The sequence below is a fragment of the Micromonospora sp. NPDC049171 genome, assembly GCF_040648275.1.
GTDB lineage: Bacteria > Actinomycetota > Actinomycetes > Mycobacteriales > Micromonosporaceae > Micromonospora.
The window spans coordinates 25,946-38,795 of the sequence record NZ_JBEZDJ010000047.1 but is presented as its reverse complement, the minus strand read 5'-3'; the positions used below and the strand labels follow the sequence as shown (position 1 = coordinate 38,795).

The 12,850-nt window shown below is 71.5% G+C and carries 10 protein-coding genes; 1 reads left to right on the top strand and 9 read right to left on the bottom strand.

Annotated features, from left to right (window positions below):
* Positions 1-290: 290 nt before the first annotated feature.
* A complete protein-coding gene (locus tag AB0B14_RS35585) occupies positions 291-1,004 on the bottom strand; it encodes a VIT1/CCC1 transporter family protein (protein WP_357073174.1) in 714 nt (237 codons plus the stop codon).
* Positions 1,005-1,059: 55 nt separating this feature from the next.
* Positions 1,060-1,917 carry a type I methionyl aminopeptidase gene (map, locus tag AB0B14_RS35580; RefSeq protein WP_357073177.1) on the bottom strand — a complete coding sequence of 286 codons (858 nt, stop codon included), beginning with the start codon at positions 1,915-1,917 and terminating at the stop codon, positions 1,060-1,062.
* A gap of 95 nt (positions 1,918-2,012) precedes the next feature.
* On the opposite strand from map, the gene AB0B14_RS35575 reads away from it, so the two are divergent.
* The gene (locus AB0B14_RS35575; RefSeq protein ID WP_357073180.1) at positions 2,013-2,327 is read left to right on the top strand and encodes an STAS domain-containing protein; all 315 of its coding nucleotides are present in this window, start codon (positions 2,013-2,015) and stop codon (positions 2,325-2,327) included.
* A 19-nt stretch (positions 2,328-2,346) separates the two neighbouring features.
* Here the strand turns inward: AB0B14_RS35575 and AB0B14_RS35570 are convergent, their stop codons facing one another.
* The 7 genes from AB0B14_RS35570 to AB0B14_RS35540 all read right to left on the bottom strand — a co-directional run bounded on the left by AB0B14_RS35570 (position 2,347) and on the right by AB0B14_RS35540 (position 12,827).
* Positions 2,347-6,006 carry a SpoIIE family protein phosphatase gene (locus AB0B14_RS35570; RefSeq protein WP_357526484.1) on the bottom strand — a complete coding sequence of 1,220 codons (3,660 nt, stop codon included), beginning with the start codon at positions 6,004-6,006 and terminating at the stop codon, positions 2,347-2,349.
* Positions 6,007-6,197: 191 nt separating this feature from the next.
* Positions 6,198-6,749 (bottom strand): pyridoxamine 5'-phosphate oxidase family protein, encoded by a 552-nt coding sequence (locus AB0B14_RS35565; RefSeq protein WP_357526482.1) that lies wholly within the window; start codon positions 6,747-6,749, stop codon positions 6,198-6,200.
* A gap of 42 nt (positions 6,750-6,791) precedes the next feature.
* Positions 6,792-7,484, bottom strand: coding sequence for a gamma-glutamyl-gamma-aminobutyrate hydrolase family protein (locus tag AB0B14_RS35560; RefSeq protein WP_357526480.1), 693 nt, complete (start codon positions 7,482-7,484; stop codon positions 6,792-6,794).
* Positions 7,481-8,248 carry a 3-oxoacyl-ACP reductase gene (locus tag AB0B14_RS35555; RefSeq protein WP_357073192.1) on the bottom strand — a complete coding sequence of 256 codons (768 nt, stop codon included), beginning with the start codon at positions 8,246-8,248 and terminating at the stop codon, positions 7,481-7,483. The genes AB0B14_RS35560 and AB0B14_RS35555 overlap by 4 nt, the downstream gene beginning before the upstream one ends.
* A gap of 5 nt (positions 8,249-8,253) precedes the next feature.
* A complete protein-coding gene (locus tag AB0B14_RS35550; RefSeq protein WP_357526478.1) occupies positions 8,254-9,609 on the bottom strand; it encodes an aldehyde dehydrogenase family protein in 1,356 nt (451 codons plus the stop codon).
* A gap of 150 nt (positions 9,610-9,759) precedes the next feature.
* Positions 9,760-11,124, bottom strand: a complete 1,365-nt coding sequence (locus AB0B14_RS35545) for a glutamine synthetase family protein (RefSeq protein ID WP_357073198.1) — start codon at positions 11,122-11,124, stop codon at positions 9,760-9,762.
* Between the two features lie 116 nt (positions 11,125-11,240).
* Entirely contained in the window at positions 11,241-12,827 is a 1,587-nt protein-coding gene (locus AB0B14_RS35540; RefSeq protein WP_357073201.1) for an amino acid permease, read from the bottom strand.
* Positions 12,828-12,850: the final 23 nt, after the last annotated feature.

Sequence of the window (12,850 nt, the reverse complement as noted above, 5' to 3'; positions counted from 1 at the left end):
GCGACCTGGACCGGCGCCTGCCTCACCTGCCACCAACCCGTGAAACCCTTACACCGCAACAAACGCCACAGAACCTAACAAAGCACTACTAGGGCGTGTGTCAAAGTCCTCGGTCGAGCCGAGGCGGAGTCCAGGCGGCGGTCCGGCAAGGCGGGAATTGGCCCGGATACCGGTGTTGTATCCGGGCCAATTCCCAACGCGGCCGGTCGTCGTCTGGGCCCGCCGCAGGCCGGCCAGGGGCTTTGACACACGCCCTAGGCCGAGCCGGCCCGCGAGCGGCCCGGGCCGCGTCAGAGCCCGCCCGGCATGCCGATCAGCGAGCCGATCAGGTAGGTGGCGCCGGCGGCCGCGGCACCCAGCAGCAGTTGCCGCAGCCCGCTGGTCCACCACGGACGTTGGGTGAAGCGGGCCACCACCGCGCCGGCGGCGAACAGCCCGAGCCCGCCGACGGCGAGGGCCAGCCACAACTCGGTGGCGCCGAACAGGTAGGTCAGGAGCGGCACCAGCGCGCCCACCGAGAAGAACAGGAACGACGAGATCGCCGCCGCCCACGGGCTGGGCTGGTCGTCGGGGTCGACGCCCAACTCCTCGCGGACGTGCACCCGCAGGGCCTCCTCCGGGTCGCGCCGCACCGCCTCGGCGACCTGGGTGGCCAGGTCGCGGGGCAGCCCCCGGGCCACCCAGGCGTCGGCCAGCTCCCGGGCCTCCGCCTCCGGGTGCCGTTCCAGCTCGCGTCGCTCCTTGGCCACCTCGGCGGCGACCTGCTCGTTGGCGGAGCGGACGCTCGTGTACTCGCCGAGCCCCATCGAGATCGCACCGGCGACCAGGCCGGCGGAGCCGGTGAGCACGATGCTGCGGGGCGACACCCCGCCGCCGCCGACGCCAGCGATCAGGGCGATGTTGGTGACCAGACCGTCCATCGCTCCGAAGACGGCCGGGCGCAGCCAACCGCCGGAGACGTCCGCGTGGTGCGCCTCGCGCAGCGCCGCTGGGGTGTCGGTCATGGCGCCTGCCCTTCGTTCGCGACCGCGGGACTCCGCTGCGCTGCGTTCCTCGCGCTCACGGCAGGGTCAGGATCTCGTGACCGTCGTCGGTCACCACGATGGTGTGCTCGAACTGGGCCGTCCACTTCCGGTCCTTCGTGACCACCGTCCACCCGTCGTCCCACATGTCGTACTGGTAGGTGCCGAGTGTGATCATCGGCTCGATGGTGAACGTCATGCCGGGCTCCATGATGTCGGTGGGGCGCGGGCTGTCGTAGTGCGGCACGTAGAGACCGCTGTGGAAGGCCTCACCGATGCCGTGGCCGGTGAAGTCGCGGACCACGCCGTAGCCGAACCGCTTGGCGTACGACTCGATGACCCGGCCCACCACGTTGATCTGCCGGCCCGGGACGACCGCGCGGATGCCGCGCATCATCGCCTCGTGGGTCCGCTCGACAAGCAGCCGGGCCTCCTCGCTGACCTCGCCGACGCAGAAGGTGGCGTCGGTGTCACCGTGCACCCCACCGATGTACGCGGTCACGTCGACGTTGATGATGTCGCCGTCGGCCAGGACCGTGGAGTCCGGGATGCCGTGGCAGATGACCTCGTTGAGGCTGGTGCAGCAGGACTTCGGGAAGCCCCGGTAGCCGAGTGTCGACGGGTACGCACCGTGGTCGCAGAGGAACTCGTGCACCACCTTGTCGATCTCGTCGGTGGTCACGCCGGGCTTGCAGTGCTCGCCGGCGAGCTGGGTCGCCTGGGCGGCGAGCCGGCTGGCGATCCGCATCTTCTCGATGGTCTCCGGCGTCTGCACGTGCGAGCCGCGCCACTGGGTCGGGCGCTCCTTGCCCACGTACTCCGGTCGGGCGATCTGGGGTGGCACCGGACGCATCGGGGACAGCGCGCCTGGCGTCAGCGGCGGACGGACGGTCATGCCATCAGCCTATCGCCGGGGCCGCTGGTGACCCGCGCCACGGGCGCCGCAGGGCGGTTGTTGCCCTGTCAGGTCGGCTGTGCCATGGTGGCAGCGTGGATCAAGGGGGAGCACCACCCGTCTTCTCCGCCAGCGCGGAGATCGACGGTGACCACCTCCAGGTGGTGGTGGCCGGTGAGGTCGACATGGCGACCGCCGAGACCATGCTCCAGACCGCGTTGCGCGAGCCCGCCCGGCGGATCACGCTCGACCTGAGCGCCGTCACCTTCTTCGACTCGGCCGCCATCCACGCCCTGGTCCGGCTCGCCCAGCAGTTTCCGGGCGTGCTCACCGTCCTGCCGTCACGGCAGGTCCGCCGGGTGTTGGAGATCTCCGGCCTGGGCGAGCAGAGCTGGCTGCGGCCGGCCTGAGCCGATCCGCGCCCTGCGGTCAGCCCCGCAGCTCCCGGCGCAGGGTCACTTCGGTGCCCTCCTCGGTGCGCCGCACCGACAGCTCACCCAACGCCCTGATCAGCGCCAGGCCACGCCCCCGGAAGCCGGAGCCTGTCGACTCACGCCACTGCCCGCTGTCGCGCACGGTGGCCGTCACCGTCCGGTCCTCGATGGCCACCGCCACGCTGATCATCGGCTCGGCCGGGTGGATCGGATGCTCGATGGCGTTGGCCGCGGCTTCGGAGACCGCCACGGTCAGGTCGAACACGTCCGTCTCGTCGACGGCGTGCGCGACGAGGAAGTCCTCCAGGCGCTTGCGCAGCACGCTCAGCCGGGTCGGGTCCGCCGGCAGCCGCAACGCGAAACGGTTCAGCTCGGCCGCCTCGAGGGCGAGGACCGCCACGTCGTCGCGGCGCGGACGCCCGTCGACCCGCTCGACGACCGCGTCGATCAGGTCGACCACGTGCTCGCTGGGGGTCGCCGCGTCGACGCGCAGTTGGGCCAGCGCCGCGTCGATGCCGAGCTGACGGTCCTCGATCAGCCCGTCGGTGTAGAGCAGCAGTCGGCTGCCGGCGGCCAACTCGCCGTCGACCGCCTCGTACGTCGCGGCGGGGATCGCGCCGATCGGTGGGCCGAGCGCACGGTCGTGCAGGAACGACACGTCACCTCCTGTGATCACCAGCGGGGACGGGTGACCGGCGCTCGCGTACCGCAGCCGGCCGGTGCGCGGGTTGAACAGCAGACAGACCACCGTGGCGAACGAGCGACCCTCGGTGGAGCCGACCAGCCGGTTGAGCCGGGTCAGCGACTCGGCCGGGTCGTAGCCCTCCAGCAGGTACGCCCGCAGCGCGTTGCGCAGTTGCCCCATCGCCGCCGCGGCCTGGACGCCCTTGCCGACCACGTCGCCGATGACCAGCACCAGGTCGTCGTCCTCGACGTCTATCGCGTCGTACCAGTCGCCGCCGACCTCGACGTCGGCGGTACCGGGCAGGTACCGGCTGGCCAACACCGCTCCCGGTAGCTGCGGCAGCGACCGGGGCAGCAGGCTGTGCTGCAGGGTGGTCGCGATGCGGTGTTCGGCTTCGTAGAGTTGGGCGTTTTCCAGGCGTACCCCGACCAGCCGGGCCAGTTGGGTCAACGCGGCCTCGTCGGTCTGCGCGTCGTCGCCGGCCGGACGCCAGACCCGCAGCTCGCCCAGCGGTTCGCCGGCGCTGCCGGTCAGGTCGGCCACGAAGGACGGGTCGGCGGCGGTGGCGCCGCCGGTGTCCGCCTCGGACCGGGACCCGGCGGCGGTGACCACCACCCGCGCGGCCTCGGCGAGGCTCAACGCGTGCCGGGCGGCGACCTGGAGCACGTCGGCGGTGGACCGGGCGGTGTTCACCGCCACCGCCGCGTCGGCCAGCGCCCGGAGCCGACGGATGATCTGGCCGCGGAGCTGGCCCAACTCGACGTTGGCCCGGACCCGGGCGATCAGCTCCTGGCCGGAGAACGGCTTGGTGAGGTAGTCGTCGGCGCCGGCGGAGAGGCCGGCGACGGCCTCCGCGGAGCCGGCCCGCGCGGAGAGCAGCACGATCGGCACATGACGGGTACGCGGGTCCGCACGCAGCGCGCCGACCAGCCCGAACCCGTCCAGTCGGGGCATCATCACGTCGCTGAGCACCAGGTCGAACCCGCCCTCGCGGGCCAGCGGCAGAGCGGCCAGCCCGTCGCTCGCGGTGACCACCTCCCAGGTCGGGGAGAGCAGTCGGGTGACGTGCTCGCGCAGGTCCACGTTGTCGTCGACGACCAGGATCCGGCCGGCCGGTGCGACGGTCGCCGGTTGGCTGGCGAACTCGCGCGCCGGCTCGACGCCGGTCCAGAGCGCCGTCTCCGCCACGTAGAGCCGGGCCTGCTCGGGCTCGCCCGGGGGCAGCGGGTCGAAGGCCGCGACCCGGTCCGCGGGCAGGTGTGCCGACCCGAACGGGATGGTCACCGTGAAGGTGCTGCCCTCGTCGACCTGGCTGACCAGCCCGGTCACGCCGCCGTGCATCTCGACCAGCTCCCGGACCAGCGCCAGGCCGATCCCGGTGCCCTCGTGGGTGCGGGCGCGCACGCCGGGCACCCGGTGGAACCGTTCGAAGACGTGCGGCAGCTCGTCCGGCAGGATGCCGACGCCGGTGTCCGTCACCTCCAGCCGGGCCAGGCCGTCCACCGCCCGGACCCGCACCCGGATCTCGCCGTCGAAGGTGAACTTGACGGCGTTCGACACCAGGTTGAGGACGATCTTTTCCCACATGTCCCGGTCGACGAAGACCGGCGCCGGCAACGGTGGACAGTCCACCACCAGCCGCAGCCCGGCCCGGTCGGTCGCCGAGCGGAAGGTGCTGGCCAACCGGGCGGTGTAGCTGGCGAGGTCGGTGGGCTGGTAGCGGGCGGCGAGGCGACCGGACTCCAGCCGGGAGAAGTCCAGCACGGTGTTGACCAGTTTGAGCAGGCGCAACGCGTTGCGGTGCATCATGGTGAGCCGGTCGGTCTCGGCCGGGGGCAGTGCCGGATCGGCCAGCATGTCCTCCAGCGGGCCCAGCACCAGGGTCAGCGGGGTGCGGAACTCGTGGCTGACGTTGGCGAAGAAGTTGGTCTTCGCCAGGTCCAGTGCGGCCAGCTCGGCGGCGCGGGCCCGCTCCTGCTCGTAGGCCCGCTGGGTGCCGGCCGCGCGGGAGACCTGGGCGGCGATCAGCTCCAGGAAGTCGCGGTAGTCGGCGCCGAGCGGGAGCTGGCGGGCCACACCGACGACAAGCGCGCCGACCGTTTGGTTGGTCGCGGTCAGGGGCAGCACGAGGGCCTGGTCGGCGGCGTCGGCCGGCGGCGGGTCGAGCAGGTCGGCCACGTCGACGGTCGCGGGCGCGGTGTCGGCGGTCACCCGGGCCAGCAGCTCGGCGGTGTCGCCGACCGTGGCCGGGGCGGTGCCGGTGGACCCGGCCAGGGCGAGACGACCGCTGTCGTCGGCCAGGTAGATCAGGGCGAAGGGCACGTCCGCCCGATGCCGGCCGAGCACCTCGGCGACGCTCCGGCCGAGTTCGGCAGCGCTGCCCGTGTCGTTCAACTCGGCACCCAGCTCGGCAAGTGCCCGCAGCCGGCGCTCGCCGAGCACCCGGCCGGTGGTTTCGTTGACGATGCAGTAGACGCCACTGACCGAGCCGTCGGCACCCCGGATCGGGTCGTACGAGACGTTGAAGTAGGTCTGCTCGACGAAGCCGTGCCGGTCCAGCAGGAAGGGGTGGTCGTCACCGCGGTAGGAGCGCCCGGTGCTCCGCACACCGTCGAGCAGCGGGCCGAGCACCGCCCAGGTCTCCGCCCAGTGCTGCCGGGCCGGTTGGCCGAGCACCTCCGGATGTTTGCCGCCGATGGTCGGTCGGTACGCGTCGTTGTAGAAGGCGAGCTGCTCGTCGCCCCAGAACATGACGATCTGCGCACTGGAGGCGAGCATCATGCCGACCGCGTTGGAGAGCGCCAGCGGCCAGCGGGCGGGCTCGCCCAGCGGGCCGGTGGACCAGTCGAAGCCGCTGATCAGCTCGCCCATCTCGCCGCCGGCCGCGAACGCCGCAGCCAGCATCGGAGGAGCCTCCGGACCGGGCGCGACGAAACGCCCGATGTCCGCACCCCCCTGGGCCGAGCTCATACAGCCTCCGCTCCGGCCGGCACCCCGCGACCGTTGATCTTTACCCGCCGTGCCTCGACTTGTACCCCAGCGGACCAGCAACGTAACGCAAGACGACGGTCGGGCGCTGTTTACCTCCGCGCGAGCCGTCCGGCACCGGAGGGTGTGAGCGCGCCGCGCGACGAGCGGCGGTCGCCGGGGCGCCCGACCAGTCAGAAGACCGGCAGCCCGTCGATGCTCGCCGCGTTCTTGGTGGCCCGGTAGACCGCCAGGTCATCCGCGCTACGACGGGAGTGTGAGGTGAGTAACAGGTCACGCTCGGCGCGGAAGTCCAGCAGTGGCACCGCGTAGCCGCAGGAGTCGCTGACCCGGTCCACCTCGACGGTGATCACGGCCCGGACGGCGTGCACGTCCGGCGGTGCGGGAAACTCGGCCAGCCGGTCGGCGAAGGCGTCCTCGGTGACCGCGACGCTGTGGCCCCGGCCCTGCAGTCGGACGATCTTCGGCGGCCCGTCGAAGGCGCAGAACATCAGCGTGATCCGGCCGTTGTCGCGCAGGTGGGCGATGGTCTCCGCCCCGCTGCCGTGATAGTCGAGGTAGGCCACCCGGTGCGGGCCGAGGATGACGAACGTGCCCCGCATGCCCTTCGGTGAGACGTTGACATGCCCCTCGACGTCGGACGCCGCGGTGGCCACGAAGAAGACCGGCTGGCCCGCGATGAAGTCACGTAGTCGACCGTCGATCTCCGGATAGACCTTGCCCATGCGCCGATCCTCCCACCGGCCCCACCCACCGACCGGGGCGAGCTACGTCACACCGCACGCCCGGACCAGCGCGGTGATCGGGCGGGGGTCCGGCTCGTTCTCCGGATGCCACTGCACGCCGAGCACGAACGGCAGCGCCGGATCCTCGACCGCCTCGACCACGCCGTCCTGGGCCCACCCGGTGACCGCCAGTCGACCCGGGTCGGCGACCGCCTGGTGGTGGTACGAGTTGACCCGGTCCACCCCGGCCAGCACCCGCGCGGCCAGACTCCCCGGGGCGAACCGCACCGCGTGGGTCCCGTAGACGCCGGGCGCCGGACGGTGCCCCTCGTGGCCCACCACGTCGGGCAGGTGCTGGTGCAGGGTGCCGCCGTAGGCGACGGCGAGCAACTGCATGCCCCGACACACCCCCAGCACCGGCAGTCCGGCGGCGAGCGCGGCGGCCAACAGCACCAACTCACCGGCATCCCGGTCCGGCCGATCCTCGGTACGCGGGTCCGGCCGCTGGCCGTACCGCCCCGGACCCACGTCGGCGCCACCGGCCAGCAGCAGCCCGTCCAGGGCGGCCACCACGTCGCCGTCCACGTCGTCGGGCGGCAGGAGCACCGCTCGGCCACCCGCCGCCGTCACCGCCCGCGCGTACGCCTCGGGCACCAGCACGGCCCGCACACCCCGCCAGGCCGCCCAGTCGACGGGTTCGACGTACGAGCTGATCCCGATCAGCGGCCTCCTCACAGCGGTGTGACGTACGCGCCCGTGATGCCGCCGTCGACCACGAACTGCGCGGCGGTCATGAACGAGGCGTCGTCGCTGGCCAGGAACGCCACCGCGGCGGCGATCTCCTCGGGTTGCCCGAACCGGCCCATCGGCACGTGCACGAGCCGGCGGGCGGCCCGCTCCGGGTCGGCGGCGAACAGCTCCAGCAGCAACGGGGTGGCCACCGGGCCGGGACACAGCGCGTTGACCCGGATGCCCTCGCGGGCGAACTGCACACCCAACTCCCGGGTCATCGCCAGCACCCCGCCCTTGCTCGCGGTGTACGCGATCTGCGACGTCGCCGCGCCCATCAGCGCCACGAACGACGCCGTGTTGATGATCGAGCCCTTGCCCTGACGACGCATGTGTGGAATCGCGTACTTGCAGCAGAGGTAGACGCTCGTGGTGTTGACCCGGAGCACCCGCTCCCACGCGTCCAGGCCGGTGTCCAGGATGGAGTCGTCGTCGGGCGGGGAGATGCCGGCGTTGTTGAACGCGATGTCCACCCGCCCGTGCCGGTCGGCCACCCCGTCGAACAGGTCGCGTACCGCCGACTCGTCGGCCACGTCGGTGGCCACGAACTCGCCGCCACACTCCTGCGCGGCCCTCGTGCCGGCCTCCGCGTCGATGTCCACGCAGACCACCCGGGCCCCCTCGGCGGCGAACCGCCGCACGGTGGCCAACCCGATGCCGCTGCCCGCTCCGGTGACCACGGCCACCCGGTCCTGCAACCGACCCTGCACTGGCGTCACTCCTCTGTCGCGATGAACACGTTCTTGACGTCGGTGAAGGAATGCAGCGCGTCCGGGCCCAGCTCGCGGCCGAGCCCGGAACGCTTCATCCCGCCGAACGGGGTCCAGTAGCGCACCGAGGAGTGCGAGTTGACGCTGAGGTTGCCCGAGTCGACGGCACGGGCCAGGCGCAGCGCCCGACCCACGTCCCGGGTCCAGATCGAGCCGGAGAGGCCGTACTCGGTGTCGTTGGCGAGCCGGACGGCGTCGGGCTCGTCGTCGAACGGCAGCACCGAGACCACCGGGCCGAAGATCTCCTCCCGCCAGTGCCGGTCGGCCGGCGAGTCGGCCAGCAGCACGGTGGGCGCGTGCCAGAAGCCGGGCCCGTCGGGGCAGGAGCCGGTGAACGCGACACGTGCACCGGGCAGGAAACCGGCGACCCGGTCGCGCTGGGCGGCGGAGATCAGCGGCCCCATCTCGGCGCTCTCCCGGGACGGGTCCTCCACCCGGAAGGCGCGTACCGCTGGTTCGAGCAGTTCCAGGAACCTGTCGTACACCGTGCGCTGGACCAGGATCCGCGACCGGGCGCAGCAGTCCTGGCCGGCGTTGTCGAAGACCGCGCCCGGCGCGGTCGCGGCGGCGCGTTCCAGGTCGGCGTCGGCGAACACGATGTTCGCGCTCTTGCCGCCCAACTCCAGGGTGAGTCGCTTCACCTGGGCGGCGCAGCCGGCCATGATCCGGGTGCCGACCTCGGTGGAGCCGGTGAAGCAGATCTTGCGGACCGCCGGGTGGGTGACGAACCGCTCCCCCACCACCGCGCCCTGGCCCGGGAGCACGGTGAACACGTCGTCGGGCAGGCCCGCCTCGCGGGCCAGCTCGGCCAGCCGCAGCGCGGTGAGCGGGGTCAGCTCGGCGGGCTTGAGCACCACCGTGTTGCCGGCGGCGAGGGCCGGGACGAAACCCCAGGCGGCGATCGGCATCGGGAAGTTCCACGGCACGATCACGCCGACCACGCCGAGTGGCTCGTGGAAGGTGACGTCCAACCCGCCCGGCACCGGGATCTGTCGCCCGGTCAGCCGCTCGGGCGCACCGGCGTAGTAGTCCAGGACGTCGCGGACGTTGCCGGCCTCCCACCGGGCGTTGCCGATGGTGTGACCGGAGTTGCGCACCTCCAGCAGGGCCAGCTCCTCCAGGTGCGCGTCCACGACGGCGGCGAACCGCCGCAGCAACCGCGCCCGATCCCCCGCCGCAACGGAGCGCCACGTCGCAAAGGCCGAGGCGGCCCGAGAGATGACCGCGTCGACCTCCTCCCGGGAGGCAGCGGCAACCTCAAGAAAACCGGCCCCAGAAGCCGGCTCCACCAAAACCGTCACGCGCTCCCCACCCCCGCCCCTTCCTCATCCCGGTCGATCATGGACTTGTGGTGCCTCACAAAAGCCGCCGGACGGGACTTTCCACCCAGCACAACTCCATGATCGACGGGGCAACGGGCGGGGGCGGGGGCAGCGGGCGGGGGTGGGGGGTTAGAGGCGTTCGAAGCCACGGGTTAGCTCCCAGTCCGTTACCGCCGCGTCGAAGGCCTTCAGCTCTACTTTTGCCTGGTTGGCGTAGTGGGCTACCACCTCGGGGCCGAACGCCTCCCGGGCTGCCGTGGAGCCCTCCCAGAGGGCCAGGGCGTCGCGCAGGGTGCTGGGGACGCGCTCGGCCTGCGGGTCGTCGTACGCGTTGCCGGTGCACTCCTCGCCCAACTCCAGCTTTCCGTCGATGCCGTGCAGCGCGCCGGCGACCAGCCCGGCGATCGCCAGGTACGGGTTGACGTCGGCGCCGGGCACCCGGTTTTCCACCCGCATGCCCTGCCCGTGCCCCACCACCCGCAGCGCGCAGGTGCGGTTGTCCACGCCCCAGCGCAGCGCGGTCGGGGCGAACGACCCGGGCTGGTAGCGCTTGTAGGAGTTGATGTTCGGGGCGAACAGCAGGCTGAACTCCCGCATGGTGGCCAGCAGCCCGGCCAGCACCCGCTGCCCGGTCGGCGACAGGTGCGCCGGCCCGTCACCGAGCATCGCCGAGCGACCGTTGCCGTCGCGCAGCGAGAAGTGGATGTGGCAGGAGTTGCCCTCCCGCTCGTTCGGCTTGGCCATGAAGGTGATCGCCATCCCCTCCTGGGCGGCGATCTCCTTGGCCCCGTTCTTGTAGATCACGTGGTGGTCGGCGCAGGCGACCGCCTCGTCGTAGCGGAAGGCGATCTCGTGCTGGCCGAGGTTGCACTCACCCTTGGCGCTCTCCGGCGTGAGCCCCGCGCCGGCCATCTCGGTGCGGATCCGGCGCAGCAGCGGCTCCACCCGGGCGGTGCCGAGCAGCGAGTAGTCCACGTTGTACTGGTTGGCCGGCGTGAGATCACGGTAGCCGCGCCGCCAGGCGTCCTCGTACGAGTCGCGGAACAGCACGAACTCCAGCTCGGTGCCCGCGTACGCGGTCAGCCCGTGCTCGGCCAACCGGGCCAGTTGCCGGCGCAGGATCTGCCGGGGCGAGGCGACCACGTCACCGGAACCGTCCAGCCAGGTCAGGTCGGCCAGCAGCAGCGCGGAGCCCGGCTGCCAGGGCATCCTGCGCAACGTGCCGAAGTCGGGCACCATCGCGAAGTCGCCGTAGCCGCGGTCCCAGCTCGACATCGCATACCCGTCGACGGTGTTCATGTCGACGTCGACGGCGAGCAGATAGTTGCAGCCCTCGCTGCCGTGCTCGACCACCTGGTCGAGGAAGAACGGCGCGTGGAACCGCTTGCCCTGCAACCGACCCTGCATGTCGACCAGGGCCAGCACCACGGTGTCGATCTCGCCGGCCTGGACGGCGACCCGCAACTCTTCCAGCGTGAACGGAGCTTTCGTCATGCGCGGGCCTCCATCACCAAGGTCTACTGGCAAACCGGATCACCGTCAATGCCCCCGATGGCGACTGTGGCAAACCCGGCGGGACGGGCGCGCCGCCCGCCCCGCCGGGCGCCGACTCAGGCCGGGCCGTCGACCGGTGCCGCCTCGTCCGCCGGTGCACGCTCCTCGACGGTACGCACGGGGCCGGTGAACCACCGACGGGCCGAGGCGTACCACCACACGGCGACCACCAGCAGCACCCCGCCCACGGCCAGCGGCGCGTAGTTCACCGCCGACCAGGTGAAGTCGTCGTTGCCGGGCACCCCGGCGGGCACGATCGGCAGCACGAAGTAGACGGCGATGATCGCGATCTCGATCACCGCGATCCAGCCGAGCGGCCGGTACTTCCGCCCGAGCGTCCACGGGCCGGGCACGAACCGGTCGCCCATCCGCAGTCGCAGCGCGATCGGGATGAGAAACGACAGGTAGAGCCCGAGAACCGCGACGGAGACCACCGCGTAGAAGGCGATCGGGATGCCGGCCGAGCTCTCGTAGAGCGCCGGCAGGGTCAGCACCAGGCCGGCCAGGGTCGCGCCGATGATCGCCTTGACCGGGGTGCCGTTGCGGTCGACTGTCGACCAGAGCCGCCACCCCGGCACCGCCCGGTCCCGGCTGAACGCGTACGCCATCCGGCTCATCGAGGTCACGCAACTCATCCCGCAGAAGAACTGGCCGATGGTGGAGATGATGATGACGATCTTGAAGAAGACCGGCGTCAACGCCGACTCGAAGATGGCTCCGGAGAAGCCGCCCGCGGCGTTGACCGCCTCGACGTCGGTGGCCGCGAAGAGGAACGCCAGCAGCAGGATCCAGCCACCGACGGCCGAATAGAAGATCGACTGCCAGAGCCCTCGGGCGGCGGCCTGCGAGGCGCCCCGGGTCTCCTCGGAGACGTGCGCGCAGGCGTCGAAGCCGGTGATCGTGTACTGGGTCAGCAGGAAACCCAGCGGCAGCACGTAGAACCAGAACGTCAGCCCACCGATGTCGCCGTCACCGAAGCCGGAGTTGTTGAACCGCTCGGTGAACACGAACTGGAAGCTCTGGTGGTTGTCCGGGACGAGGACCAGGATGGCCACCACGACGGCCGCGCCGGCCACGTGCCACCAGACCGAGACGTTCTGGAGTACGTCGATGATCCGGTGCCCGAAGATGTTGATCAGGCCGTGCAGCACCAGGATGACCACGAAGAGCAGGAAGGCCTGGCGTAGCGTGCCGGCCCAGCCGTCGAAGAGCGCCGACAGGGTGAGGTTGAGAAACGTCGCGCAGCCGTAGTCGACCGAGGCAGTGACCGCCACCAGGCCGATCAGGTTCAACCAGCCGGTGAACCAGCCGTGCACCGGGCGCCCCATGGTGGCCGCCCACCAGTAGATCCCGCCCGCGGTCGGGTACGCCGACACCAACTCGGCCATGCAGAAGCCGATGATCAGGATAAACAGCGAGATCAGCGGCCATCCCCAGGAGATGGCGACCGGCCCGCCGTTGTTCCACGCCTGGCCGAAGGTGGTGAAGCAGCCGGCCAGGATCGAGATGATCGAGAACGAGATGGCGAAGTTGGAGAAGCCACTCCACTTGCGGCGCAACTCCTGTTTGTAGCCGAGTTCGGCGAGCCGTCGGGCGTCGTCGTCCATCGGTTGCTCGGCGGTCGGCATCGGGGTCGTTGCCACTGCACACCTCCCTGAGGTGGTTC

Bases quoted from the DNA above. Each gene is read 5' to 3' on its own strand.
- AB0B14_RS35585 (WP_357073174.1), bottom strand. From the start codon at position 1,004: ATGACCGACACCCCAGCGGCGCTGCGCGAGGCGCACCACGCGGACGTC.
- AB0B14_RS35570 (WP_357526484.1), bottom strand. From the start codon at position 6,006: ATGAGCTCGGCCCAGGGGGGTGCGGACATCGGGCGTTTCGTCGCGCCC.
- map (WP_357073177.1), bottom strand. From the start codon at position 1,917: ATGACCGTCCGTCCGCCGCTGACGCCAGGCGCGCTGTCCCCGATGCGT.
- AB0B14_RS35565 (WP_357526482.1), bottom strand. From the start codon at position 6,749: ATGGGCAAGGTCTATCCGGAGATCGACGGTCGACTACGTGACTTCATC.
- AB0B14_RS35545 (WP_357073198.1), bottom strand. From the start codon at position 11,124: ATGACGAAAGCTCCGTTCACGCTGGAAGAGTTGCGGGTCGCCGTCCAG.